The organism is Paenibacillus hunanensis, assembly GCF_014645615.1.
Taxonomy (GTDB): domain Bacteria; phylum Bacillota; class Bacilli; order Paenibacillales; family Paenibacillaceae; genus Saccharibacillus; species Saccharibacillus hunanensis.
This window is the reverse complement of sequence record NZ_BMMB01000004.1, coordinates 415,996-442,985: the sequence shown is the minus strand read 5'-3', so window position 1 is coordinate 442,985 and position 26,990 is coordinate 415,996. Positions and strand designations below refer to the sequence as shown.

Annotated in this window: 17 protein-coding genes, 1 tRNA gene and 1 pseudogene; 2 read left to right on the top strand and 17 right to left on the bottom strand. The window is 47.8% G+C overall.

All coding sequences use genetic code 11. From position 1 onward, the window contains the following. Positions 1-129: 129 nt before the first annotated feature. The 6 genes from gyrA to IEX62_RS10705 form a co-directional block, all read right to left on the bottom strand. On the bottom strand, positions 130-2,592 hold the full coding sequence (gyrA, locus tag IEX62_RS10730) for a DNA gyrase subunit A (RefSeq protein WP_188775498.1): 2,463 nt from the start codon (positions 2,590-2,592) through the stop codon (positions 130-132). A gap of 168 nt (positions 2,593-2,760) precedes the next feature. Continuing rightward, a complete protein-coding gene (gene parE / locus IEX62_RS10725) occupies positions 2,761-4,743 on the bottom strand; it encodes a DNA topoisomerase IV subunit B (protein WP_188775497.1) in 1,983 nt (660 codons plus the stop codon). 518 nt (positions 4,744-5,261) lie between these two features. After that, positions 5,262-6,251: an ABC transporter permease gene (locus IEX62_RS10720; RefSeq protein WP_188775496.1), complete on the bottom strand. Its 990-nt coding sequence runs from the start codon at positions 6,249-6,251 to the stop codon at positions 5,262-5,264. Then, entirely contained in the window at positions 6,244-7,278 is a 1,035-nt protein-coding gene (locus IEX62_RS10715; RefSeq protein ID WP_188775495.1) for an ABC transporter ATP-binding protein, read from the bottom strand. The genes IEX62_RS10720 and IEX62_RS10715 overlap by 8 nt, the downstream gene beginning before the upstream one ends. Positions 7,279-7,342: 64 nt before the next feature. After that, positions 7,343-8,182, bottom strand: a complete 840-nt coding sequence (locus IEX62_RS10710; RefSeq protein ID WP_188775494.1) for a GDSL-type esterase/lipase family protein — start codon at positions 8,180-8,182, stop codon at positions 7,343-7,345. A gap of 511 nt (positions 8,183-8,693) precedes the next feature. Continuing rightward, a complete protein-coding gene (locus IEX62_RS10705; RefSeq protein ID WP_188775493.1) occupies positions 8,694-9,578 on the bottom strand; it encodes an SDR family oxidoreductase in 885 nt (294 codons plus the stop codon). Positions 9,579-9,679: 101 nt separating this feature from the next. Between IEX62_RS10705 and IEX62_RS10700 the strand changes: the two genes are divergently transcribed. Then, the gene (locus tag IEX62_RS10700; RefSeq protein ID WP_188775492.1) at positions 9,680-10,084 is read left to right on the top strand and encodes a MerR family transcriptional regulator; all 405 of its coding nucleotides are present in this window, start codon (positions 9,680-9,682) and stop codon (positions 10,082-10,084) included. 277 nt (positions 10,085-10,361) lie between these two features. Here IEX62_RS10700 and IEX62_RS10695 read toward each other — a convergent pair whose 3' ends face one another. Then, positions 10,362-12,101, bottom strand: a complete 1,740-nt coding sequence (locus IEX62_RS10695; RefSeq protein ID WP_188775491.1) for a glycoside hydrolase family 13 protein — start codon at positions 12,099-12,101, stop codon at positions 10,362-10,364. A gap of 254 nt (positions 12,102-12,355) precedes the next feature. On the opposite strand from IEX62_RS10695, the gene IEX62_RS10690 reads away from it, so the two are divergent. Next, positions 12,356-12,428: transfer RNA gene (locus IEX62_RS10690), tRNA-Lys, on the top strand. A 46-nt stretch (positions 12,429-12,474) separates the two neighbouring features. On the opposite strand, the gene IEX62_RS10685 is transcribed toward IEX62_RS10690, so the two are convergent. The 10 genes and pseudogenes from IEX62_RS10685 to IEX62_RS10640 all read right to left on the bottom strand — a co-directional run bounded on the left by IEX62_RS10685 (position 12,475) and on the right by IEX62_RS10640 (position 26,970). Next, positions 12,475-13,164: a DUF1450 domain-containing protein gene (locus tag IEX62_RS10685; protein ID WP_188775490.1), complete on the bottom strand. Its 690-nt coding sequence runs from the start codon at positions 13,162-13,164 to the stop codon at positions 12,475-12,477. Positions 13,165-13,547: 383 nt separating this feature from the next. Continuing rightward, the gene (locus tag IEX62_RS10680) at positions 13,548-14,108 is read right to left on the bottom strand and encodes a CAP domain-containing protein (RefSeq protein WP_188775489.1); all 561 of its coding nucleotides are present in this window, start codon (positions 14,106-14,108) and stop codon (positions 13,548-13,550) included. Between the two features lie 184 nt (positions 14,109-14,292). After that, complete coding sequence (locus IEX62_RS10675; protein WP_188775488.1) at positions 14,293-15,060, bottom strand: barstar family protein; 768 nt, start codon at positions 15,058-15,060, stop codon at positions 14,293-14,295. Between the two features lie 198 nt (positions 15,061-15,258). After that, entirely contained in the window at positions 15,259-15,822 is a 564-nt protein-coding gene (locus tag IEX62_RS10670) for a CAP domain-containing protein (RefSeq protein WP_188775487.1), read from the bottom strand. A 261-nt stretch (positions 15,823-16,083) separates the two neighbouring features. Further along, entirely contained in the window at positions 16,084-16,539 is a 456-nt protein-coding gene (locus IEX62_RS10665; RefSeq protein WP_188775486.1) for a GNAT family N-acetyltransferase, read from the bottom strand. Further along, positions 16,529-17,716, bottom strand: coding sequence for a formate-dependent phosphoribosylglycinamide formyltransferase (gene purT / locus IEX62_RS10660; protein ID WP_188775485.1), 1,188 nt, complete (start codon positions 17,714-17,716; stop codon positions 16,529-16,531). The genes IEX62_RS10665 and purT overlap by 11 nt, the downstream gene beginning before the upstream one ends. A 407-nt stretch (positions 17,717-18,123) precedes the next feature. After that, positions 18,124-19,974: an ABC transporter ATP-binding protein gene (locus IEX62_RS10655; RefSeq protein WP_229685732.1), complete on the bottom strand. Its 1,851-nt coding sequence runs from the start codon at positions 19,972-19,974 to the stop codon at positions 18,124-18,126. Positions 19,975-20,164: 190 nt separating this feature from the next. Continuing rightward, a pseudogene (locus tag IEX62_RS10650) lies at positions 20,165-21,895 on the bottom strand (ABC transporter ATP-binding protein); the annotation flags it as partial. A gap of 392 nt (positions 21,896-22,287) precedes the next feature. Beyond that, the gene (locus tag IEX62_RS10645) at positions 22,288-26,238 is read right to left on the bottom strand and encodes a dynamin family protein (protein WP_188775483.1); all 3,951 of its coding nucleotides are present in this window, start codon (positions 26,236-26,238) and stop codon (positions 22,288-22,290) included. Positions 26,239-26,691: 453 nt separating this feature from the next. Continuing rightward, entirely contained in the window at positions 26,692-26,970 is a 279-nt protein-coding gene (locus IEX62_RS10640; protein ID WP_188775482.1) for an NAD/NADP transhydrogenase alpha subunit, read from the bottom strand. Positions 26,971-26,990 lie beyond the last annotated feature (20 nt).

Sequence of the window (26,990 nt, the reverse complement as noted above, 5' to 3'; positions counted from 1 at the left end):
GAATATCATTCGTTTAGTCTCAATAGATTGCCCTATATCATCTCAACGGCTTGATACGAATAGGAGCAATATCGTAATATCCATTTTGAAAATTTATAGCACAGGAGGAATAAAAATTCCTTCTATCTATTAAGACTCAGTGCTATTCGTCGACAAATCCTCCAGCACCGCAATAATAGTATCATTACGATCGAGTGTGATAATCGACTTGCCCACATGTCGACGTTCATCGGTTTGCAAAGCTTGTTTACTGCTAAATGGAATCGTGCGATTCGGTGGTGTGATCGCGATAAAGGAACGGTGATCACGGCATACATAAGCGGCAATGATACGATTGCCATTGGGTTTAACACGTTTACCTTCCTTCAGCTCAAAGGTCGATACACCTTTACCGCCACGGCTTTGCGTTTGATATTGTAGCATCGATGTACGCTTAGCATAACCTAGATCGGTCATAACCATCAGCTGTCCATCCTCTTCACCATCAACCCATAGTGAGGTGACGACCTCATCATCGTCTACGAGCTGGATACCACGTACCCCTGTCGATACACGACCCATCGTGCTCACTTCTTCGGCTCGGAAGCGAATGCTCATTCCATTTTTCGTAATCAACATCAGATCTCGTGCTTGCTCACCTCTTGTTACTGACAATACCTCATCGCCTTCACCGAGCTTGCAGGCAGCCACAGCGCCAGAGCGCTTGGTTGCATAATCCTTGACCTCGGTACGTTTGACCTGACCACGCTTGGTCACAAACACCAGACTGCCTGTTTCCTGCTCCAGATTACGTACCGGAAGAATACCAACGATTCGATCTTCGCGTGTCATCGAGATCACGTTAACGATCGCTGTCCCGTTATCCTTCCATTTGAAATCTGGAATCTGGTGTACAGGCAATACAAAATATTGACCGCGCTGTGTGAAGACGAGCAGGTTGTCCAGCGTGTTCACGTCGAGCACCTCGCGGATAAAGTCGTCTTCCTTCGCGCCAGAACCGCTACGCTCTGCACCGGAACGTGTGAAGGATAGCATACTTGTACGCTTGATGTAGCCATCATTCGACAAGGTTACCAGCACATCCTCGGAGTTCACCATAACCTCCAGGTTCACCTTCAGCTCCTCGACTTCATCGCGAATTTCCGAACGGCGATTGATGCCGAAGCGCTCATGGCTCTCCATCAGTTCTTTTTTGATCACACCGATCAGCTTTTTATCGCTATCCAAAATCGCTTGCAGCGTCTTGATCTTTTTCTGAATATCAGCCAGTTCTTTCTCGACCTGATTAATTTCCAGATTGGTCAAACGATACAGTTGCAGGCTTAGAATAGCATCGGATTGACGCTCGGTTAAGCCAAACATCCATTGCAAATTCTGATGTGCATCCTGACGATTATTCGAGGCTTTGATCGCAGCAATCACTTCATCCAGTACATTCAGTGCTTTTGCCAGACCTTCCAGCACATGAGCACGCGCTTCCAGCTTGTCCAGATCATATTGCGTACGACGTGTAACGACTTCACGCTGATGGGCAATATAGGCTTGCAAAATGCCCTTCAAGCCCAGCTGCTGTGGCGCCTTATTCACGATCGCTACCATATTAAAGTTGTAATTCACCTGTAGATCGGTCTTTTTCAGCAAAAATGCCAGTATGCCTTCTGCATCGGCATCCTTTTTTAGCTCGACGACGATACGCAAGCCATCGCGTCCGCTCTCATCACGCACTTCGGCAATACCTTCCACCTTTTTCTCCAGACGCAGGTTTTCCATCGCCGTTACAAGGCGAACCTTAACGACCTGGTACGGAATCTCCGTAATGACGATCTGCTGCTTACCACCACGAAGTGTCTCAATCTCTGTCTTCGCACGTACATAGATCCGACCTTTACCGGATTCGTACGCTTCGCGAATGCCTGAGCCACCCATAATGATGCCGCCTGTTGGAAAGTCCGGGCCTTTAACATAGTTCATCAGCTCATCCAGCTCCATCGCTGGATTTTCCATCAGGGCGATACACGCATCGATAACCTCCTGCAAATTATGCGGTGGAATCTCTGTTGCAAAACCAGAGGAAATACCACTTACGCCGTTAACGAGCAGGTTCGGATAGCGTGCAGGTAATACCATCGGTTCCTGTGCGGTATTATCGAAGTTATCCTTGAATTGCACAGTGTTACGATCAATATCACGCAAAATCTCCATCGCAATCGAAGATAAACGCGCTTCGGTATAACGCATTGCTGCTGCTGGATCATCATCTGGTGAACCCCAGTTTCCATGTCCATCAACGAGTGTATGTCCCATTTTCCATGGCTGTGCCATACGTACCATACCATCGTAGATCGACGAATCACCATGCGGGTGATAGTTACCCATCACGTCACCGACTGTTTTCGCTGATTTGCGATAGCCTTTGTCCGGCGTGTTACCCGATTCGTACATCGCATACAGAATACGACGCTGTACAGGCTTCAGACCATCGCGTACATCGGGGATCGCCCGATCTTGAATAATGTATTTGGAATACCGACCGAATCGGTCACCGACGACTTCTTCTAGAAACGCCGGCATATATTGTTCATTAGTAGCCATCCGTTCACCTTACCTTACCCTCCGGTCATGCCGGATTGTGATCAAAAGCTGCTGGCGTGCAAAAAGGAATGAACACATCCATCCTAAGAGGTCGTCCCATTCCCATTTGCAACTACAGCAGCTCGATGTGTATTGCTAGCTTTGCGATCTATTGTTCATGCTGACTGCTTATTCTACATATTCAGTAAAATCTACATTTTCGACAATCCAGCGTTTACGCGGGTCTACTTTATCACCCATCAAGGTGGAGACACGGCGCTCTGCCTTCGCAGCATCCTCAATCTGCACTTGAAGTAAGGTGCGCGATTCTGGATTCATCGTCGTTTCCCACAGCTGCTCTGGATTCATCTCACCCAATCCTTTGTAACGCTGCAATTCCACATTTTTGCCAAATTCCTTGAGTGATTGCTCCAGCTGCTCATCTGTCCATACGTAACGTTCATTGGTCTTTTTACCCGAACGCTGTGTAATCTTGTACAGTGGCGGCTGGGCGATATACACACGTCCGGTATCGATCAGCGGCTTCATATACCGATAAAAGAACGTTAACAGCAGCACCTGAATGTGCGCGCCATCGGTATCGGCATCCGTCATAATAATAATTTTGGAATAGTTGCTATCCTCCACTGCAAATTCAGTACCGATTCCTGCACCAATTGCGGAGGTGATAGCACGATATTCCTCATTTTTCATCACGTCTGCAAGCTTCGCTTTTTCCGGGTTCATCGGCTTCCCTTTGAGAGGAAGAATCGCCTGAATTTTGGAGTCACGTCCCTGCTTGGCTGAGCCACCAGCGGAATCCCCTTCGACGATAAACAGTTCGTTTTTGGAGAAATCCTTCGATTGAGCTGGGCTGAGCTTACCGTTCAGGTTCGAGCTTTCGCTACGCTTACGTCCGCTACGCATATCATCGCGCGCTTTACGTGCCGCTTCACGAGCACGGGAAGCCTGAATCGCCTTTTTGATCAGCTTCTGGCTTACCTGTGGATTCTCTTCCAGAAAACGCTGCATATTTTCAGCTACGACGGCATCTACAATCCCGCGTGCAGATGAGCTACCGAGCTGGTCTTTCGTTTGACCGACGAACTCGACCTCAGCCATCTTCACGCTGATGACTGCCATCATGCCTTCACGTAGATCGCCGCCTTCAAGGTTTTTGTCCTTTTCCTTGATCATAGCATTTTTACGAGCATAGTCGTTCAAAATACGCGTATAGGCTGTTTTGAAGCCTGTCTCATGCGTACCGCCACCGCGTGTTGGAATGGAGTTAACAAAGGAAGCGATCGTCTCCGTGTATCCCGCATTGTATTGCAACGCGACCTCTACCTCAATATCTTCACGCTCTGCACTGAAATGAATCACATCATGCAGCACGTCTTTGCCTTCATTTAAAAATTCTACGAACTGACTGGCCCCGCCTTCATAGTAGAAGCGATCCGCCTTGTCATTACGCTGATCGCTTAGCAGAATCTCAAGCCCGGAGTTCAGGAACGCAATCTCCTGCAAGCGCTCTGCCAGCGTATCATAGTTCAGAGCAATACCATTCTGGAATACACGAATATCCGGTTTGAAGGTGACGCGTGTACCAGTTTGCTTGGTCTTCCCGACCTCTTCCAATCCGGTTACCGGCTCACCAACATGCTCCTTGCCCTTCTTATCCGCCCAGTATTCAAAACGTTGACGATGGATTAGACCATCACGGAAAATCTCGACCTCCAGCCACTCGGACAATGCATTCGTTACCGATGCACCAACGCCGTGCAGACCGCCGGATTTCTTGTATCCACCGCCGCCAAATTTACCGCCGGCGTGCAAAATGGTAAACACGACCTGAGGCGTCGGAATGCCACTTTTGTGCATACCTGTAGGAATACCCCGGCCGTTATCGTGTACGGTTACAGAACCGTCTTTATTGAGGCTGATTTCAATCTTATTGCAGTATTTTGCCAGATGCTCGTCGACTGCATTGTCCACAATCTCCCAGACAAGATGATGCAGTCCGGACGAGCTTGTACTACCGATATACATCCCCGGACGTTTACGTACGGCGACAAGCCCTTCAAGCACCTGAATGTCGTCAGCATCATACCCGGATGGCTGTGGATTCACGCCACGGGATGAATTGGTTAAAGAATCAATCTGTTCGACCATTCAAGGTCCCCCTTCTTTCATTGCAATATGGCTACGTGCTGTTGGTACTACGCTTTAGTAAGTATAATGGTTACTCCGCAATTACGCTAGACTAGCAGCACAATAAGCCGATCCACGCGATGTTGCACGATCTGATGCCCGTGTCGTTCGCTTAAACGTTGTTCAGCATACCACAAACAGGCAGGCTTCGCATGTGTTTTATAGGTACAAATCTAGCATATTCACTAGCACGATACCAAAAATGCAAACACATGTTTCCATTTACTCTATCTATTCTAATTCAAATGCTGCTATTCGTAAAGCAAATGTTATTGAATATAGGGGCTATATACAAAATCACCGTTCGCAAAGAAATGAATCTTCGTGAACGGTGATTTTCCATTACCACATATGATCCACAGTAGCGGAATGCCACTTTTAGCTACGATGTGCATATGCCTGCTATTGTATCTTTTACTTTTAATACATTCCGCTTACGAGCACAGCTCTCCTATGCACTCTCATCTACCGAACAACTGTTAATTCAGCACATCTCGCTTCGTAAATACAGCAAACGAAACGACCAGCGACACGGCAGCCCAGATTGCGAGCACAGTGAGCGAGAATGGCAATGTCATGCCATCGATCGGAGCCGGGCTGCCAGACAGATAGTTGGTCAGACCCAGATTCACCATGAACAGATACTTCGCGCTTGCCCAGGAGGACGCCATATTCGTCAAAATTGTACCGGCGATCAGCGCCGCCATCATAATAACGATACTGGCAGCCGTACTGCGTACCAGCACCGACACCATAAAGGCAAGCAAGCCGACACATAGACCAACAAACCAGATCAGTCCCATTTGCATCAAAATAAATTGCCACTGATCCACCGCATGCACGGTGTCCATATTCACCCCCGCATCACTTGGCTGAAAGCCTGTGAATACGGGCATCGTAAAACCAGAATAACCGAAGACAAGCCCGGATATACCATAACAAATAATAAACGTGGATATGACAATCAGGGATGTGAACATCGTTAAGGTGATCAGCTTGCTCAGCAAAATTTTCCATCGCCTTACAGGCCGCGTCAGCAGCATTTTGATCGTACCGCCTGTACGCTCACCGGAAACGAGATCCGATGCGATGGTCATAATAAGAAGTGGAATGAACAGGCTGCTGGAGTTATCCAGAAACTCTCTCGTAAAGGTAACGCCACCTGGCTCATTCGGGTTCACATCATTTTGCAAATAATACTGCATCTGCTGGATAAAGATACGGCGGTACTTTTTCCATTCCTCTGGTACCCGATCACTGCCGAGCGAGTTCTGATTATCGGTAATCGCCTGCTGTAGCTCCACTCGCCAGTCGTCTCCGAATTTGGAGCGATTCTCCTGTGCTTCACGCATCGACGCATAGGTGAACATCGGTACGAGCACAAGTAGCACGAGCAGTACAACATAGAAGCGTTTCTTTTTAATAATTTTGATCGTTTCATTTTGGACGAGCGGCCAGATGCTATTCAATCGTCTCACCCTCCGTTATGCCGAGGAACAGTTGCTCCAGGGTAGGATTTAGTTTGCGCACATTATGCACAGCAATTCCAGCCTGCACCAGCTCGCGGATCGCGACAGGAATTTGCTCCTCCGGTGTACGGGTGATAATACTATTCGCAGTTAGCGAAGCAGCGGTGTCATTATCCAGATGTGCTTCATTATGATCCAGCACGCTAATACCGGATAACGAGCCGAGTAATGCTGCACCACGCTCCGACTCCGCCAGCTCCCAGATGACCAGATGCTCCTTATCCTCGACCAGTTCCTCCACACTGCCTACCGCCATCACTCGTCCACTACCAACGATGGCAACGCGGTCACACAATAACTGAATCTCACTTAACAAATGACTGGATACGAATACAGCCATTCCCTGCGCTGCCAGCTCACGAATGAACAGACGCATATCCCGAATGCCTTTCGGGTCAAGACCATTCGTCGGCTCATCCAAAATAAGCAGGCGTGGTCGACCAAGCAATGCCTGCGCAATGCCTAGCCGCTGGCGCATCCCCAGTGAATACTTGCTCACTTTATCGTGAATCCGTTCATCCAGCCGAACAATCTCAGTCACTTCCTGAATGCGGCGCTCATCTACACCGGGCTGCATGCGGGCAAAATGCTGTAGATTCTCCCAGCCCGTCAGATAGGGATACATTTCGGGATTCTCAACGATCGAGCCAACATAGGCGAGCGCCTTTTCTGGCTCACGATTTACATCATAGCCGCAAATCATAATTTTGCCTTCTGTCGGTCGAATCAGATCGACGAGCATCCGAATCGTTGTCGTCTTCCCTGCCCCGTTTGGCCCGAGAAAGCCAAAGATTTCACCTGCACGCACAGTAAAGGTTACGTCTTTAATAATCCAGCGCTTGCCGATTTTCTTTTTTACATGTTCGGCAGACAGAACGATCTCGTGCTCCTGTACGGCTCCACTACCGTTCGCTTCCGTTGACGGAGCGAGCGTTGCGGACTGCTCGGATGTTGTTTTTTTCATCATATAGGGCTCCTTCCACCTTCATCAACGGATATTATGGGATCAATATGAGAGCTACTGCTCCTATCTATTGAAGACTTTGTACGACACGCTCAGCAATCTGTTCGTAGCCTGTACCGTTAGGATGAAAATGATCAGAGGACAGGTATTGATTCAAATTGTTCTGGAACAGGTCAAAGGTAGGGATAAGCATCATGTGTGGCTGCTTGTTAATAATGTCCATCACCGATGTATTCCATGAGGTAACAGCTTGATTGCCTGGCACGCGAAGCTCCTGTAGATCGCCAAATGGATTGTACAATCCGAGGTAAATAATCTGTGCATCTGGATTGATTTCACGTAAACGAGTCAAAATTTGCTTTAAGCGTGCAGCCGTTTCCGGTGCATTTTTGAGCATCTGACTGGCATCCGGTGTTTGCTGCTGCAAATTACCCAGCGCTTCGCCGCCGTTGAACAGGTCATTCGCACCGACAGACAGCAGGATCAGATTCGCTTGCTGTAGCGCATGCTTAACGCCAGCTTGATCGAGTGAAGATAGCACCTGCTCTGTTTTCTGTCCATTGATGCCTAGATTGGATACGAGCTTAGCGCTAACGCCCTTCTGCTGCAACAGATCAACCGTACGACGGACAAATCCGCTCCCATCGTCATCGCCCGTTCCTTTTGCCAGCGAATCGCCAAGAGCAACGACACGTACACCATCTGACAGAGGTGGAACAGTGCTTGCTGCCGAATTGCCTGTCGTCTGTGTGGTGCCGTCCGATTCACTGGCACTATACGTGCTACCAACCGGGTTCACTACGTCCTTGATGGCGTACACAAAGCCGCCAATCAGCAACACAGTAGCAACAATGGAGGCAATACTTGTGATCCTCCAGATTAAAGAAGAAGATGCATGTGGCTTCATAAATGAACCTCCAGCTAGTCATTTAATATTATGATAGTAAGCTTGTGACAGCGAATTGGTTGCATGTGCAACCGAGTGTGTCCCTTTCATTATATACAAGGATCACTGCAACTTCCAAATGTGCAGAAGCTATCTTTTTCATACCTTGATCAGAATGAATGTAAAAGTGAATTTAAACAATAAAAAATGCCTTCTTCGAGTAAAAGAAACGGAGGTGTGCCGTTATCTTTTACCCGAAGAAGGCATAGGGTTACCAGTACGCTGGTTAGAGGATTGGTTTGATGTATACATTTTAATTTGATCATAGTAAATGAATGGCTAAAGCCTGCATCGTTAGGTTAGAGCAAATGTTAGCAACATTTATCCTTGCTGTCATGAAAATATAGTTAAAGGAGTATACAAAAGTTGTAATCCGGTAACATCAAGAAGCTGGATAATGGATGATGCGTGTATCTAAAAGTATCGATCAGCTAGCCACCCTTCAAAATGTAATCCCAGCATCCATTGCCATTTAATGCGTAAAATAATGCCCTGCTTCCAAATCCTTCAGTAGTCCAATATGCGATGGCTCCCAATCCAGCCATTGGCGAGTCAGATCGCTAGAAATCGGCGTATCTGCTGCTGCCGCAAATTGAATCCAGCCAAAATGCTCGGCGGCTTGCTCTGGCGGAATACTTGTGACGGGAACATTCAGATGACGACCAATCACCTCGGCAATCGTTTTAAATTCAATGCTACCTTCGTCTACTCCATGTAGTCTGGAGTCCGCCTCTGTCTGCTCCAGCGCTTTGCGGAATAATACGGCTGCATCCAGGCGATGCACAGCCGACCAGCGATTGCTGCCGTCACCTACATACGCGGAAAAGCCTTTCTCCCGTGCCAGCTCGATCAGTGTATGAATAAAGCCTTGATCGCCCTCGCCGTGTACAGTTGGTGCCAGACGTACAACTGCTGCACGAATGCCACGCTGGACTAATTCATCCGCTGCCTTCTCCGAATGACGGGTTGCATGAGCAGACGGGCGATCTTGCTCTGTGCCTAATTTACCAGGTGTGAGCAGTAAAGTGCCTGATGTGAGTATAATCGGCTTATCTGTTCCTTCCAATTCACTACCCATCGCCAGAATCGCCTGACGATCCACCTCAGCTGAAACTGCATAATTCGTAAAGTCATGAATAAAACCAAGATGAATAATTCCGTCTGCTGCACGCGCCGCTTCGCGTAAGCTATCCGTGTCCTCTAATGATCCACGATGTACGTCCACTCCTGCCGCACGCAATTTCTGCTCTGCTGCATCCGATCGTGCCAACCCGGTTACCTGATGCCCTGCTCTGATCAATTCTTGTACAACAACTGTACCGACAAATCCGGTTGCTCCGGTAACAAATACTTTCATTTGAATAGCCTCCCTATCATGCTCTGATTACGTACAAGCCTAGCATAAAGTATAGAGTTCACTCTATAGCAATAACCATTTTCTAGGTTTATAATGATCCTATGAAAACTACCTTCTCAAGTAAAGAAGTCGCTGCCGAAACCGGTATGAGTGTACATACACTCCGTTATTATGAACAGCTGGGTCTGATTCAAGGTATTCAGCGAGATGTTAATGGCTATCGCCTGTACACAGAATCGGATATCAAATGGTTTCAGGTCATCGGTCATTTTCGCGATATGGGATTGCCGATTAAGGAAATGCAGGCATTCCAGTCCATGCCCAAAAACAGTCCCGGCTCTGCTACCGCACGCCGCGAATTTATGGAGGAATATCGCGTTAAGGTCGTCGAACAATTAGAGGAGCTACAGAGCACCCTACAAAAGGTCGATCGCAAAATCGACTTCTTCAAAAATTTAGAAAAGAAGGAGCAGGCTTCAGCAGCTTCATCCGTGGTGCGTTCTTAGTGCAAGAGGCAGGTTGAGCGTACACTATATGTACATGGTGTAGGTAGGAGCGAGCCTACATGGAATAGCGATGGAATAGATTGCATAACCATTATTTTGCATCGGCATCATGCAGAATGACTAAAACACAACGCAAACAGCGCAAGGCTAAGGGCAGCTCGATCTCATTCCTGCTGGTTAACTTTGCGCTGTTTGTATTGCTATTTGTATTATGAATGGAGTTTAATTCGGGTTGATTCGTACATTCTTTAGGAGCAGCATACTGTCTAACAGTACACTATTCCTGCCACAGATACACTCTCGCTTCATACGGCTCCAGCGATAAGGAACGCAGATTATGCGATCTGGCTTCCTCGGCAAGCTCGCGTCCATGATCGCCGCCATAATTGCTGATCAACAGCTGCGGCTCATGATAAGACACATGCGCATCAAGCTTGAACGGCTGGGCTTGATCGGTAAAATTCAACACAACCAGCAGCTTCTGCCCTTCATATGAACGAATATAAGCAAATAGCTGCTCATCCTCCGGCTGTAGCACTGTATAATCGCCATACACGATAATCGGCTCCTGTCGGCGTAGCTCAATCAAGCGCTGATAATAATAGAAAATAGAATCCGGGTCAGCGAGTGCTTCCTGTACATTGATGTCCGTATAATTCGGATTCACGCTGATCCACGGCTGTCCCTTTGTGAAGCCAGCCTGCTCTGTACCATCCCACTGCATTGGTGTGCGTGCATTATCCCGGCTTTTGATATAGATCGATTCCATAATCGCATCGGTATCTCTTCCGGCTTCTTTGTATTCCTGATACATATTTAGCGTCTCGATATCGCGATAATCATCAATCGAGGACAGGCGAATATTGGTCATCCCAATTTCCTCACCCTGATAAATGTACGGTGTTCCCTGCAAGGTGTGTAGCAGCGTAGCCAGCATTTTGGCAGACGGCTTGCGGTAGACCGAATCATTACCAAACCGCGATACCATACGCGGCTGATCATGGTTGTTCAAATAATTACTGTTCCAGCCTTTATTGTGTAGTAGCGTTTGCCATTTGCTAATGACCTGCTTGATCTCGCTAAGACGCCATGGACGAATATCCCATTTGCCACCCGGACCCGAATCGACCTGCATCAATTCAAAATGAAATACCATATTCAGCTCGTTCCGATCCTCGCCTACATATAATGCTCCATCCTCCGGTGTCACATTAACCGTCTCGCCAACGGTCATAATGTCATAGCGTGACAATACCTTTCGATTCATTTCCTGCAAATATTCATGCACACGCGGTCCATTTACAAAATGCTGTCCACCAAAATGATACGTCTGACCTTCATCCGGTGGCATCGTGCCTATGCCCGGGTCAGGTGTATGCGCATCAGGCAACTCTGGATTTTTGGAAATGAGATTGATCACATCCATGCGGAAGCCATCGATCCCCTTATCCAGCCACCATGTCATCATACGATAAATCTCTTCGCGCACCGTTTCATTTTCCCAGTTCAGATCAGGCTGCTTGGAGGAAAATAAATGCAGATAATATTCGTCGGTTGCCTCGTCCTTTTGCCATGCAGAGCCGCTGAAAAAGGATGCCCAATCATTCGGTTCACGTCCATCCTTGCCAGGTCGCCATATGTAGTAATCGCGATACTGATTATCTGTAGACTTACGCGACTCCGCAAACCAGTGATGCTCGTCCGAGCTATGATTAACGACCAGATCCATAATCAGCTTCATCCCACGCTGATGCAGACCTTCCAGCAGCTGTTCCCAATCCTCCATCGTTCCAAATTCGTCCATAATCTGCTGATAATCGCTAATATCATAGCCGTTATCGTCATTGGGCGACTGATAGACTGGACAAAGCCAGACGACATGTACACCAAGTTGCTTTAAATAATCAAGCTTACTAATGATTCCGGGCAGATCACCAATGCCATCTCCATTGCTGTCCATAAAACTACGTGGGTATATCTGGTACACGACGCTTTCTTTCCACCATGTTTTCTTCAAGGTCATCATCCTTTCCGTTTACCTGAGTATTACAGAAGCAGAGCCATTCAGATATGAATCATGTTACTCTCCATATTATTTCCCCAGTCGACGAGAATTGACACGTTCATACAGGCGTTCACAATATATTCACAGGGAAAGATTTGATTTTTGTAAATTGGAGTTGTATACTTTGTATTGTGATTAATTGTTATACATCATATTGATTGCGATAATTCGTTTATGGTGATAATAAGTATACACATGAATACTTTGGGGCATTAGCTCAGCTGGTAGAGCATCCGACTCTTAATCGGCAGGTCGTAGGTTCGACCCCTACATGCCCCATCCTAACAAAAAGCCAACCAGGCGCGATCTGGTTGGCTTTTTTTATTTACTTAGCTTTAGCATAGGGCTGAATGTCTTCCGTTACAAAATAGATTTGAACGCCCTGCGTTCTAGCTTTTGGTTGCTTGCCCTTTGCCTTGGAGGCGACACGTTCAAATGTATAGTACTCGGCTGGTGACAGGTGTCCTTCCTTTAGGAAAGTCTCCAGCTTGAATATCGCGTATTCGATAGCGTCTGGTGATAGGCTCAGGATCAGCTCGTTCTTTTTCATCTTGATTCGATCTTCATCCTCACCAGCTGGCTTGAGTACGATCGGAATCATATCGATAGAGGTATCGTTGACACGGATCGTTTTTAGCTTTTTCGGCTTATCGGATTGCTGAAGCTTGTGTAGCTTTTTGATCCAGATCGGGGCGCTCGTCTTGTCCATCGTAATGTAAAGTTCATTTTTGCCTGTAAACCAGTGGCGGCTTTTGCCTGAATGATCCGGAGTGGAGGATGTGCTCCCCTCTTGCTTGCGAATCAGGCTTACCAGCTGCTCGTACAGATGCTCCGGTGTGTCGCCAACGATAGTTTTTTTACCGACTTTCACAAAGGGCTGGCGACGACAGGTTTTACATTCGCTCAGGCACCCCTTACGTTGCTGCTGGATAGCAGGGAAGTTTTTTTCAATATCCTGATATACACCTTTGGTGCCTAGCTTGTCATTTTTACTGCAATATTTAATCGTCTTCATGACTGTAATTCCTCCATGCTGCGATAGTATCCATCGGCTGAAATGTAACTTTATAGTAGGGAGTGCTCTGTAGATTGTCAATAGCATGTGACGGGAAGTAGGGCTATTGTTATTGTTATTGCTACCTCTACCTCTACCTCTACCTCTACCTCTATATTATGTGTCTACTTCTATTTCGTATCCAGGCTTATTATTGCTATGTAGACTCTTTTTTCATTAAAAAAGAGAAAGCCTCTTCTCAGCAGGCCAGACTAGCAGAGCCATCTGCGAAAAAAGACTTTCCTCTCTCTGTTCCTATGAAACGATATGATTATCCGTATATTATATTGAAACGGTAGCTCGTAACGACCTTATTCAAGGTTGCCATGTCCAAACCTGTATACTTATTTGCCGATAAACTCCTGCACCCAAACACCGTTTGTGTAGCCTACGCCAATATGCGTATAATTTTTGCTGAGTATATTGGCTTTGTGCCCTGCACTATTCATCCACGAATTCATAACCTGTGCAGGTGATGTTTGACCTTTGGCAATATTCTCACCTGCTGCACGGAAGCTGATTTTATACGTCTTCATCATATCAAAAGGTGAGCCGTACGTAGGTGAAGTGTGGCTGAAATAATTATTGGTATACATGTCGATTGCTTTATCGCCTGCCATTGTCTGTAGAGCGGTATCTACCGTTAGTGCCTGTAAGCCAGCTTTGCTGCGCTCCTGATTAACCAGCTCAACGACCTGAGCAACAAATGCGCTTGTATCTGCTGTAGCTGCTACCGTGCTTTGTCCGGTCATTGTAGAATCCGAAGACAATTGGCTATAAGTCTTGTGCATGGAGTGAAAGCTGTTGGATGCTGCCTCTGCACTTGCTGGTACGATCAGGCTAGCTGCGATCAGTCCAGCAGCTGTAGTCGATGCGGCAATACGTTTCCATTGTGTCAGGTTCATAATAAGTAAAATCCTCCTGTTAACATGAATAGTTTCAAATCCGCCTAAAATTTTACCATTTATTTCTATATATCGGCAACTTTGCACAAAATATGTGCAGTTCGATATAGAAAATCGTTCTACATCAAAAAAGACATCCGTATCGTGCCGATGTCTGGTTACTTCATTCTTTATTCTTTATTCTTTATTCTTTGATAATCGTAACCTGGCTCTCTTCCAAAATAGAAATCGCAGTTTGAATTACTTTTAGCATGGTGTAGCCATTCTCATTTTTTCTCTGTAGTAGCTCATTATTCTCCATATAGTGATAATGCGACCAGACCACCGTAAATGGCGGAATCGGCCCAAAATCCCCACATAAGCAGTCACTCAGCGCATCTAGGCTGCTGCCGTAATAGCCAGCGGGGCCATTTAGCTGTTCACCCAGCATGAAGAAAAAAGCATATTCATCTGTAATGAGCCGTCCATCCAGATGAATGGTTATGCCCGTCTGTCCCTGATTTCTCCACTTGTTAGTCTGAAGCGCATACGTTCGAGCAACAGTCTGCCAGATTTTGCGTTCTTCCAGGTTAAAATCGACCCACAGACCGCACTGCAATTGAGCCGGATCACGAAGCAAATCCCACATCTCAAACATACGCCGGGTTCGCGCTACCTGTTCATACGTATGAACGAGCAGTTCCCAATCTCCATCGTATGAAAAAAGAATCGATTCCGCAGGTTGTAGCACCCTTTTTAATGGGAAATCATACTGACCAATCATTGCTCCACCAGTATCGAGAATACCAACGTAAATACGATCCAGCGATTGGTCAGGAATATAATCTAGATGTTTACGAAATCCATAGATCGTTAAATGCTGTCGGTAGCTCTCATCATTTTCCAGCCGTAGCTCTTGAAAATAACCTATAGGTTGCTCATCCCAGTCATAAAGCCTATATTTATCGCTCATCTTCTATTCCTCTGCTCTCTTTTATGTAATCTTACTTAATATAATATTACTCAGGTTATTTCATACTTGAAGCTATCTCATGTGTATCCACCGAAGCAAGCGGATCGATGTAAAAAAGGCAACAAGCTAAGCCTGATGCCTTTTTACGATCATTTTTATGCGACTGCTGGATAGAGCATAATGATAAAGCCTATTTGTTTATTTACGAATAAATTCCTGCACCCATACACCATTTTTAAACCCGACACCGATATGCGTATATTGCTTCTTCAAAATATTCGCCTTATGCCCCGGACTATTCATCCAATCCTTCATGACCTGTGCCGCTGAAGACTGGCCTTTAGCGATATTTTCACCAGCATACGTATAGGTAATGCCGAACTTATCCATCATTTTAAATGGTGTACCATACGTAGGCGAGGTGTGGCTAAAATAGCCCTTGCTTGCCATATCGTTTGCCTTGGTCTGTGCCATCTTTTGTAGCTTCGTGTCTACGGTGAGAGGCTTCAAGCCTGCTTTGGCACGTTGCTCATTGACCAGCTTGGCAACCTTCGCTGCGGCTGCCGCGCTTGTCGCAGCTGATGTTCCGAGACGGGTTGTTGTATACGTATTGTTACTCGAATGACTGGAAGTAGCAATTGCCTTGGTCGTTGATGCTGCATTAGCTGCTTGAGCCAGCGGACTCCACGTGAATGTACCCGCTACCAGCGCGGCGGCTGTTGTCGCGATCGCTATGCGTTTTATCTTGGATTTCCATATCATATGAATGACACTCCCCTGTTGTTCAATCTGAATGTATGATTGTGTGATCTACGCCCTCTATTTTACCATTCGTTGACAAGCAGCATCAACCCGATACGCTATAAAGCCTGCCCATTCGATCATTCTAACAACGAGTACACAACATTCATCTCTTTCACCAACTATGTTCAACCAAACAAAAACGGCTGCCCGTCTGAGACGGACAACCGCTTGAGTGTTGAGTAGTACGTATACGTTCCTACACTGAGGATGGTACTTGCCTTACATTTGCTTAATAAAATTACAGCCGATCTTCTCATAGCCCATATGCTGGTAGAACGAGCATGAAGACAGACGCTCATCCCGATTCATACCCGTTACGAATACAGAGCGGTCGCCCGCAGCACGCGCCTGCTCTTCAGCTGCATGGATCAACTCACGACCAATGCCTTTACCACGAAAAGCTTCTGCGATTACCAGACCGGTAATCTGGGACGTTTGCTGACCTGTATCATACGAGGTTTTGCGATACAGAGCGATCATGCCTACAACCTGATCGTCACGCTCTGCAACCAGCGTCAAAAATTGAGATTTGCCTTCCAACGCTTCCATCCGGTCACGCAGTACACTTTCTGTCATCGGGTAACGAAGCTCGCGCATCAACGAAGTGAGTGCTCTAACATCCTTACTTTCAAACTTACGGACACTTGCAACTGGCAATAAAACATTAGTCGACATGTACATACTCCTCTTTTAGCAGAGCGGCCGCCTGCACGGCTCGCTTCCGCGCAATTTCCACACTTTCGTCAGCACTGAGCGCTACCGCCATACGACGTCCCGGCTTCGTTTCCGGTTTGCCGAATACACGAACCTGTGTACGCGGCAGCTTCAATGCTTCATCCAGTCCGCCTACAACAAAATCGGTTGAAGCCTGTGCTGCTTTGAGTGTTGCTGATGCGCCCGGTGTGAGCAGATGAACGCCCGGGATCTCGAACCCGAGAATCGCACGCACATGCAGCGCAAACTCGGATAGATCCTGCGTAATCATCGTTACCATGCCAGTATCGTGCGGTCTTGGTGAAACTTCACTAAATACGACGCCGTCTGCCGTTAAAAACAGCTCAACACCGAACAGGCCATATCCGCCCAGATGCTCGGTAATCGTACCGGCAATCTGCTGTGCCTGTTCAAGCTGCTCCGCAGTCATGTGATGCGGCTGCCAGGACTCCACGTAATCCCCATCACGCTGGATATGTCCGATTGGCGGGCAGAACAACGTACCGGATGCCGAACGCACCGTGAGCAGTGTAATTTCACTTTCAAAATGGACAAATGCTTCGACGATCACCCGAACCGACTTGCCTCGGGCTCCCTCTAGGGCTGCACTCCAGCACGCATCCGCATCTTCCGGTGTGCGGCATACGCTCTGGCCTTTACCCGAGGAACTCATCAGCGGCTTAACGACGCAGGGTGTGCCAAGTTCAGCTACTGCTGCTTTGAGCTGCTCCAGATCGTCTGCGAATCGATATGCTGCCGTAGGCAAGCCCAGTGTCTCGGCTGCAAGGCGGCGAATGCCTTCACGATCCATCGTCAAACGTGCTGCTGTTGCAGTAGGCACTACATGGTAGCCCTCCTGTTCCAGACGAACAAGCTCATCTGTAGCAATCGCTTCAATTTCGGGTACGATCAAATCCGGCTGCTCGCTCTCAATCACACGGCGCAGCTGCGCTCCATCCAGCATATCGATCACATGTGAACGATGTGCAACCTGCATGGCTGGCGCATCCGGATAGCGGTCAACGGCGATACATTCCACGCCGAGACGCTGAGCTTCGATAACGACTTCCTTGCCAAGTTCTCCGCTCCCAAGCATCATCATTTTCTTTGCCTGGCGAGAATTTGGGGCCCCCCACATGATAAACAGCACTCCCTTATCCACTTTTTTTACACTGCATGATTCTTTGCAGATGGCAGATGGTGTCTCTCTTTGTTGTTCATCCAGAACCATTGTCATAAACACATTGTAAAATTTCCGACGATATTGCTTATAAACTTTACAATATGATGACACTCTTATTTTCTTACCTTCCAAGTCAGATTGCAACCCAAATCGCTTAAATTTTTTGACAAAAATCGTATATCTTTATCTGTAAGCGTTAACATTGACGAAAATTGTCGTTTTCACATTTCACCTTTCTGATTTCTGCCTTATTTGGGTAAATAAAATCGCCACCTTCCTGCTCCGTTCGACGAACACTGTCGATTGCGGGAAGCAAGAAAATGGCGATTTTATGAATAAATGGGTAGTGCTTCATCTTCCGTTTACAAAAATCTAAATTGTGCCTCAATCAGTCCATTGTACACGCCACCATGCTGAATCAGCTCATCATGGCTACCTTCCTCACGAATCTCCCCGTGATCCAGTACTACAATATGGTCCGCATGACGAATCGTTGACAGTCGGTGTGCCACGATGAAGGAGGTACGTCCTTGTAGTAGTACCTTGAGCGCTTCTTGAATGCGTAGCTCCGTCTCGGTATCAATACTAGCGGTTGCTTCATCCAGAATAAGAATGCGCGGATCAGCCAGTAGCGCACGAGCGAAGGATAGCAATTGTCGCTGTCCCATCGATAGCACACTACCACGTTCCTCTACCTCGGTATCGTAGCCCTTAGGTAGCTTCTCGATAAAGGTATGCGCATGCACGGCTTGTGCAGCCGCTTCAACCTCTTCATCCGTCGCATTCAGACGACCAAAACGAATATTATCGCGAATCGTACCCGAGAAAATGAATGTATCCTGGAGCACGATACTAATCTGACTACGTAAGCTTTCCAGTGTGACATCGCGAATATCGTAGCCATCAATCGTGATACTCCCACTTTTAATATCATAGAAGCGGCTGATCAGGTTAATAATCGTCGATTTACCGGATCCTGTATGCCCAACCAGTGCAATGGACTGTCCTGCCTTCACGTTCAGATTGATGCCCTTGAGTGCAGGACGACCTGCCTCGTATTCAAACACGACATGATGGAAGGCAATATCTCCGCGGATACGCGGTAATGGCTTCGCATCCGGCTTATCAGCCACCGATGGCTGTTCATCCATAAATTCAAAAATACGCTCGGAGGACGCCATCGCAACAAGCAGCTGATTATACATATTACCAAGACGATTGATCGGGTCCCAGAAATTGCTCACGTAATTGGCAAACGCAACCAGAATCCCAATCTCAATCTCTCCACTTGCAATCAGCATCGTACCAAAGCCAAATAGAATCATCGAGCCCAGACCACCGGTAATCTCGATCAATGGCCCAAAGGTCTGGTTCAATGCCGACGCTTTGTCCCAGGACTGCTTGCTGGACAGATTCATATTGTCGAAATATTTCATGTTTTGCTGTTCCTGCGTGTACGCCTGCGTCACACGAATACCTTGAATCGATTCGTTCAGGTGAGAATTAATACGTGAGTTCTTCATCCGTACTTCCTGCCAGGAACGGCGAATGACCTTACGCAGCTTGGTGGATACGAAGAACATAATCGGTACAGTTAAAATAACCGCCAGACCGAGCTTCCAGTTAATCAGCAGTAGAATGACGATAATACCAACTAGCTGTACACAGTCGATCATCACGTTTACAGCACCATTTGTGAACAAATCCTGAAGCGAGTTCACATCATTCGTTACACGTACCAGTACCGAGCCCGCAGGTCGTTTATCAAAAAAGGAAAACGATAGTCGCTGGATATGTGTGAACAGATCGCCACGTAGATCATAAATCACACGCTGCCCGATAATATTCGTGTACTTAATCCGGTACGCATTGGCTACCCACTGGATCAGATACAATCCAAGCGCCAGCGCAGTCAGACCGTATAATAGCTTCAGACTGGGCTGTCCATTCGCTGGTTGAATCGCATTATCAATCGCTGCCCCTGTAATGAACGGAACAGCGAGCTTCGTAATCGTTCCCAGCACCATCATGAGCAAAATAAACGGAAGCAGTTGCCTTGCATAAGGCTTAATATACGTGAATAGTCGGCTAAACTGCTTCCAGTTAAACGCCTTATCGATCAGCTCGTCATCCTGATAAACGAAGCGATCCTCCACCCGTACCGATGAGGTATCAGCTACCTTTTGCCGACTATCGATCGATGTGTTATTCATGGATGGATTACTCATGCGGTCTCACCTGCTCTCTACTTCCTGCTGTATCGGATGGATTGTCCCATACATCATCCTTTTCGCCATCGCGTAAAGCTTCCATAGGCTCATCTGCTTCGTTGCTCGTCTGCGATGCCGTATCCACAGTGGATTGCCCTGCATCTGCTAGACGCTGCTGTTCCTCCACACGCTGAATATGGTCGGCGTACTGCACACGATACGTATCCTGATATGGCCCTTCGACCTTGATCAGATCCTCATGCTTACCGCGCTGGATGACTCGCCCTTCCTGCAAGACCAGAATTTCATCGGCATGACGTAGGGAAGAAATTCGGTGCGCGATGATAAAGGTCGTTCGCCCGCGCATAACCTCCTGGAATCCAGACTGAATCTCATGCTCGGTTTCCATATCGACCGCACTTGTCGCATCGTCGAGAATTAGAATTTTCGGGTCCTTGAGCAGTGCGCGTGCAATGGCAAGACGCTGCTTCTGTCCACCGGATAAACCAAGACCCCGTTCACCGACGATCGTATCGTAGCCGTTCGGCATTTCCATAATAAATTCATGTGCTTTGGCAAGCTTGGCCACACGGACAATCTCCTCCATGCTCACCTCATTGATGCCGTAAGCAATATTGTTTTTGATCGTGGACGAGAACAGGAACGTCTCCTGAAATACAGACGCAATACTGGCACGCAGATCGCCGATGCGAATATCACGAATATCCGTTCCATCAATGCGAATACTGCCCTCGTTCACATTGTACGCACGCATCATCAGCTGAATAATCGTTGATTTACCAGAGCCTGTTCCACCAAGCAAGCCGATAACCGAGCCGGGAGGTGCATCAATATTAATATCTACGACCGCTGCCATTTTGTTACCGTAAGCGAAGGTCACATGGTCAAACTGCACATGTCCCTTCATATCGCCTGGATGGAGCGGACGCGCATTCTCATGATCGGTCACATCGATCGGCTGATTCAAAATCTCCAATACACGCTCGGTGGAAGCCTTGGACTGTGTATAGTTATTAATATGAAAGCCAAGTCCCCACATCGGGCCGATAATGTACCAGATCAATGTAAAAAAGGCGACCAGCTCACCGAGTGTCATCGAGCCGCGAATAACAAGCGTTCCTCCAAAGCCAAGCAAAATCACGATACAGACTGAGGCGAGCAGCTCCATCACTGGAAAATAACGACTCCAGAGGGTAGAGGTAAAAATCTGATTCGTACGATAGCGTTCATTACGAATAGAGAATTTATCCACCTCATGAGGCTCACGCGCAAATGCCTTCACGGTGCGAACTCCAGTAATATTTTCCTGTACAGCGGTTGTGAGTGAACTTAACGCAAGGCGCATCTCCTGAAATGCCGGATGAATGCGTGATTCAAATCGTAATGCAACATACACGAGAAACGGAATGGAAATCAGAGTGACGAGGGTAAGCTGCCAGTTGAGCGAGAACATCACTGCCGCACCAAAAATGACCATCAAAAACACATTCAGAAGCTGGGCAAAGCCAAAGCCGATAAAGTTACGGATCGCTTCCAGGTCACCGGTCAGTCGCGACATCAAGTCTCCCGTCTTGGCGGTGTCGTAGTAACGGAAGGATAAAAACTGAAGCTTTTCATAACAGGCATTACGCAGACGGTAAGCGAGATAATTGCCCAGCCGTCCTCCAAAAAAACCGTGTAAAAACTGCATTAGCGCCTTCAGGATGGTCACGCCAAACAGGGCGACAACCAGCATCGGCACTTGATCGAATTGCCTCAGCCTGATAATATCGTCAATCAGGTATCTGAGCAGATTCGGATAGACCAGCCCGAGGGCGGTAGCGGTTGCAAGACATAGAATGGAAAGATACAGATAGCTCTTTCTTTCGCGATAAAAGTCCTGCAATTGCCTGAGAACGTCCATGGTGCTCCTCCTTCAATCTCCTGTCAGGTTAATTAGCATAATGAAGCTTACCACCGCCGCCTTGGAGCCGCAAAGAGGATAAATCCCCATATATAGCCCCTGCTCACAGCGTAGCTTCATAATCGACAAGTAATAAACAGATTATAATGAAATCATGCCAAATTCTCCCGATACCAGCCGATTATGAGTGATTCATTTATTTTGTAAACTAGCTCCTATAAACGAAGAGTAAAAGCGCTATAATTTTAAATTTTAAACACGTTTTTACGTTATCATGATATAACAATACGGAATACCTGAGTATATAAAAAGAAGGAAGCATCCTGTGTAGGAAGCTTCCTTCTATCATTTTATGGTTTGTATCCGTATTTCTACCAGTTGAGAGGTACGGTTTAACGCTCTGCTGTTTCCAACGTGATGACAGGTTGCAGACTATACAAGCGCTCACCAAGCTGTGCCCAGCGTTCCGGGCCATCGGCCATCTGTAGCGATGCTTCAGTTCCTTGTGACCATTCATCAATCTGACGCTTCATCTCATCAGCCGTCTGCTGGAGGCGAATCTTGAGACCATCGATATAATAGCTAGCCAATCCATCCCTCTGTTCATCCAGCAATTGACCGATCATACGATCCAGCTCTGCTGTCAGTTGATTGCGTAGCTTATCGCGTCCTCCCTGCTCAAAGAATTGGCGCGGATTACGGAATAACGGCCAGAAGGACTTCCAATCGAGCGGCTGTGTGGAAAATAGACCTGAAATATCTGGCGTTTTCCAATCCTCTGGCTCGAAGGTAGAGAAGCGCAGACCCGGCGCCTGCTTCTCTGCTTCACGTCCATATGTCTGCATTCGATCCGCAATCAGTCGGCGCGCCGCTTTTTCCATACGCAGTGTGGTTGCGAGCACTTCCTGCTCCAGCTCGATCCCCAGTCTTCGCTGTAGCTCACGACCACAGGCAGCAAAGTCAGCCTTGAGATCATTTGACTCCTGATTCAGCTGTGCTGGATTGAAGATTTCTGGAATCCAGTCCAGCGTCTTGAGCCGCAGTCGCTGTCTCACATGGAATAATAGCTCTGTGCTTTCCTCCTGTACACGGCGATCCGGATCGGCTTCAGCGAGCGCATCAATCGTGCGGCTTGCTGTCTGCTTCTCCTGTTGCAGTTGAACAAGGCGCTCTGCACGATATTGCTCTCCACGCTCTGCCGCTTCCTGCCACGAATACACGATATCGCGAATGCGATCCAGCTCTTCATGAGCCGCATGAATCGCCAAGCCTGCCAGCGTATCATCAGCAAAGCTCATAAAGTGACGTCGGAAGGCGCCAAAGCCTTCATCCTGTCCCTGTAACGCACGACGACTGGACAGCGCATAAATGTGCGGCTCACGAATCCCTGAGCCGTTCAGCTCCTGCTCGATTCGTCCAACCACCTGCTGCTTTTCCTCCTCCGAGGAGGCGAGATCAGAGGCATTGACGATAAAGAACATATTATCGAGCGCCAGACTCCCTTTTACCCGACCCAATTGCTCCAGTAACTGACGATCTCCAGCGGTAAAGGCATGATTATAATACGTAACAAATACGAGTGCATCCGCCGTTTTCATATATTCAAAGGTTACACCCGTATGACGCGCATTAACCGAATCCGCTCCCGGTGTATCGACAAGCACCATCCCCTGCTCAGTGAGCGGGCAATCATAATACAGATCGATGCTGCGTACAAAGCAGGACTGCTGTTCTTCGGATACATAGCCACGGAACTGCTGCATATCAACGATCAGATCCTGTCCTAGCTTATCATGTGCCGCTTCCCAGCCAGCTGCTGCTGCAATAACAAAGTTATAATGCGCCCGCGCCGAGGGATGAATACGTGCTGGTGACAGATTGCGCACCGCACGGCTCCAATCCTGCTGGAGCGAACGATCTGGCAAACCGAGCAAGCGGAGCGCGCCGCTAATATCCTCTTGCAGCTCTTCCAGCGATTTCATATAAATAACCGCTGTACCATGCGGGCGTTCAGGCTCTGACGACATAATTTGTGTGATCGCCGCAGTCATCGGGTGCGGGGATACCGGTAACACCGATGCGCCTAGCAGCGCATTAGCAAAGGAGGATTTTCCAGCGCTAAATGCACCAAACAGAGCAAGCGTGAACTTGCCATTTTCCATAACCGAAGCGCGACGACGTAGCTCATCTCCCTGTGAAACTAGGCCGGGAATCCCATCGATCCAGCCTGCTGCCTGACGTAATTGCTCAGCTGTCGCCAGCAAGCGTGAGCGGCGATCTGTCGATGGAGCGACAGCTGCTGCTACATCGCTAGAATCGGCCTCTGCTGTCGCGACTTCATCGCTCGTCGATTCACTGGACTCTATTGCTGTATCCGATGCTAAACGGTCTTCGTCTGTGCGAAGGGTATGTGTCGCAGTGTCCGCAGCATTTTGCGGTGCTACCGTCTCCGATTGTGCAGACGAGTTAGCATCGCTTACACTACCGTCTGTATGCGTTGAATCTGTAGTAACAGTATCCGCTGCGGATAAGGCAGTAGCAGTAGTAACAGATGGGTGGGTTATAGCCGTACCATCCTGTAATTTTGCGCTCGCCTCATGCATCGTTCCAGCTGTATCGATACCTACACGTTCAATCTTAGGCAACCATTCGGGTACGCCTGTTTCACGTGCTGGTAGCAGCTGCCGCACCGCTTGATCCTGACGATCTTGCTGCTGCTCCTGCTCCAGCTTCGCCTTCAAGCGCTGCTGTAATCCTTCTGCATACGCAATTTGTTTCCGCAGATGTACCTGCTGTGCTTGGACAGCTGGCTGCAATTGCTCAATAAGACGGTCTGCCGCATCCAGCGCCGCACGGCGATAGCGAGCGGCTGTCTGCTCACGTAGCGCACGCGTATAGTTGAGCACATACTCACCGGAGATCGCTACATCTGAGCCTGCTCCAGCGGCAATATCCGCTTCACTAATCTGAGGCAGTGAGGCAGTCAGCTCAGCTTCCTGCTGTTCATTCCACAGCTCATGCTCCATACTCCAGCTACGCAACAAGCCACGCACGTGTACATCCACATTGGCTGCTACCTGCTCGCGAAACGCCTGAAGGAATTGTTCCTTGCGACGTGTACGCTCCTGCATCGTTTTATCACGAGATGCAAATAGACCCTTTTTAAAACCCGGACGCTCGCCTTCCAAATATTGTTGTGCCAGATCACGTAGCTCCGCAGGTGTCAGATTCGCCTGTTCTACCAGACGTCCAATCTCCCATGCCCAGTGATCCTTGAGTGCTACGAGCTGCTTATCGAGCGCTTGCTGTTGCTCATAAAGCTGCTCTAGCTTTTGCTGCTGCTCGGATACAGAAAGCTCCTGCTCCTCTTCGTCGTCCATATCATCGCTAGAAGCATCCTCCTGATGCTGAACGCCACCTTCTGCTCGTATCGCATCTGCTGGTTCTTCCCAAGCCTCTGCATCGACATTATCGATATCAGTCGCCTGCTCACGTAGCCATTTACGATGCTCCTCAGCCAGCTCCCACACTGCCTGTGACAGGCTATAATGAACGAGCGGCTGATGATCCTGAAGCAGCTCAGCGATCAGCTCGCGTAGCTGCTCCAGTCGTCCATAACGATGATCAGGAACCATACGCGATACATACAGCACGCCCGCAGGCTCGATGCCGCGTCTGGCAAATGCCTGCTCGACTCCACGGCTATATTCTGCAAATGGCAGCTCCTCATCCTCATGCTTATCAATCTGATTCACGATCAGATACAGCGGCTTGCCACGCTCATACAATGTGCGGGCAAAGGACAGATTCGTCTCGGACTGTACATGATTGTAATCCATCACATAAAAGACCACATCGGCGCGATGCAATGCCGAATAGGTGGCCGCTTCATGCGCTGCATCGGTAGAATCGACACCCGGTGTATCCAGGAGTACGCCATGCTCGCCGAGTAAAGGAATATCGTCCCATAGCTCAACCGATTCATAATCGCCACCATTTTTACAATACTCATCCAGCTCCTGCAAGCCGATCTGTAGTGTGCCACCATCATGAGTATGCACGATGGCACGCGGCTGACCGGAGCGAATCGATGCGATATTAGCTGTCGTTGGCACCGGGCTGGTTGGCAGCACCTGATGACCACAGAGCCAGTTCATCAGACTTGATTTGCCGGCAGAAAAATGACCACAAAAAGCCAGTACCAGCTCCTGCGAGCGGTACTTGTTACGAAGCTCACCTACTTTGCGAGCGGCTCCCGTATTTCCTTGCTGCTGTAGCTCCGCTTCCAGCTGCTCTAGCACACGTTCAAAAGATTGCTCATTTCCCGTTGTAATCGCTTGCATCCGTATGTCCCTCCGCACTTTCTTGATCTTCTCTATGGGCAGCATCATATGCTTCTGCTACCGCTCTGTTATCGCTAGAATACGCTCCATGCTATCGGTAGCTCAACGGCTCCAGCATCTCGCTTACTCCCTATTCATTTATCCATTTATATTTCAATCTTTATCTATTGTATCACTGTATAACTTGTATCGGAAACCATTCATTTTTTCATAATCGTCGTATTTAAAAAGCACTGCCATTGATGAGCCAGTGTAGAGATAGTGAGGTATGAGCATAGATGAAGATCCGCCCCTTTCCGCTAACCTTTTCCATTCATGAAAAATGAATAGCAAGTCCATATAGACTTCATCGTATGAGTAAAATAATAATTAAATAATAAGTAAAATAATGAATACAATAAAAAAGACGGTCTGTACGCTCAGCGCGCAGACCGTCTAGCAGATAACGAGGGCTTAGATCAAGCTAACTTCAGCTTCAGCCACAGGTACAAGAATTTCGAACATTTTACCGTGTTGCAAAATCGTGATGCCTCTGCCTTTGTCCTTCATGACAACGACATCACGCTTTTGTGCCATACGCTCAATATAATGCTCCGGTACATCACCGGAATAGTTTACCGCAATGCCTTCAACTACTTTTTCTTCGTTTTCAGCGAGTTCCTCCGATACGATTTGCTCGAAAATATCCGAGAATTGTTCAAAGTTGTCTGTGTAGACGGAAATGCATTTCATAACGTTCGACCTCTTTTTAT

Bases quoted from the DNA above. Each gene is read 5' to 3' on its own strand.
- gyrA (WP_188775498.1), bottom strand. From the start codon at position 2,592: ATGGCTACTAATGAACAATATATGCCGGCGTTTCTAGAAGAAGTCGTC.
- parE (WP_188775497.1), bottom strand. From the start codon at position 4,743: ATGGTCGAACAGATTGATTCTTTAACCAATTCATCCCGTGGCGTGAAT.
- IEX62_RS10715 (WP_188775495.1), bottom strand. From the start codon at position 7,278: ATGATGAAAAAAACAACATCCGAGCAGTCCGCAACGCTCGCTCCGTCA.
- IEX62_RS10710 (WP_188775494.1), bottom strand. From the start codon at position 8,182: ATGAAGCCACATGCATCTTCTTCTTTAATCTGGAGGATCACAAGTATT.
- IEX62_RS10705 (WP_188775493.1), bottom strand. From the start codon at position 9,578: ATGAAAGTATTTGTTACCGGAGCAACCGGATTTGTCGGTACAGTTGTT.
- IEX62_RS10700 (WP_188775492.1), top strand. From the start codon at position 9,680: ATGAAAACTACCTTCTCAAGTAAAGAAGTCGCTGCCGAAACCGGTATG.
- IEX62_RS10685 (WP_188775490.1), bottom strand. From the start codon at position 13,164: ATGAAGACGATTAAATATTGCAGTAAAAATGACAAGCTAGGCACCAAA.
- IEX62_RS10680 (WP_188775489.1), bottom strand. From the start codon at position 14,108: ATGAACCTGACACAATGGAAACGTATTGCCGCATCGACTACAGCTGCT.
- IEX62_RS10675 (WP_188775488.1), bottom strand. From the start codon at position 15,060: ATGAGCGATAAATATAGGCTTTATGACTGGGATGAGCAACCTATAGGT.
- IEX62_RS10670 (WP_188775487.1), bottom strand. From the start codon at position 15,822: ATGATATGGAAATCCAAGATAAAACGCATAGCGATCGCGACAACAGCC.
- IEX62_RS10665 (WP_188775486.1), bottom strand. From the start codon at position 16,539: ATGTCGACTAATGTTTTATTGCCAGTTGCAAGTGTCCGTAAGTTTGAA.
- purT (WP_188775485.1), bottom strand. From the start codon at position 17,716: ATGTGGGGGGCCCCAAATTCTCGCCAGGCAAAGAAAATGATGATGCTT.
- IEX62_RS10655 (WP_229685732.1), bottom strand. From the start codon at position 19,974: ATGAATAACACATCGATCGATAGTCGGCAAAAGGTAGCTGATACCTCA.
- IEX62_RS10645 (WP_188775483.1), bottom strand. From the start codon at position 26,238: ATGCAAGCGATTACAACGGGAAATGAGCAATCTTTTGAACGTGTGCTA.
- IEX62_RS10640 (WP_188775482.1), bottom strand. From the start codon at position 26,970: ATGAAATGCATTTCCGTCTACACAGACAACTTTGAACAATTCTCGGAT.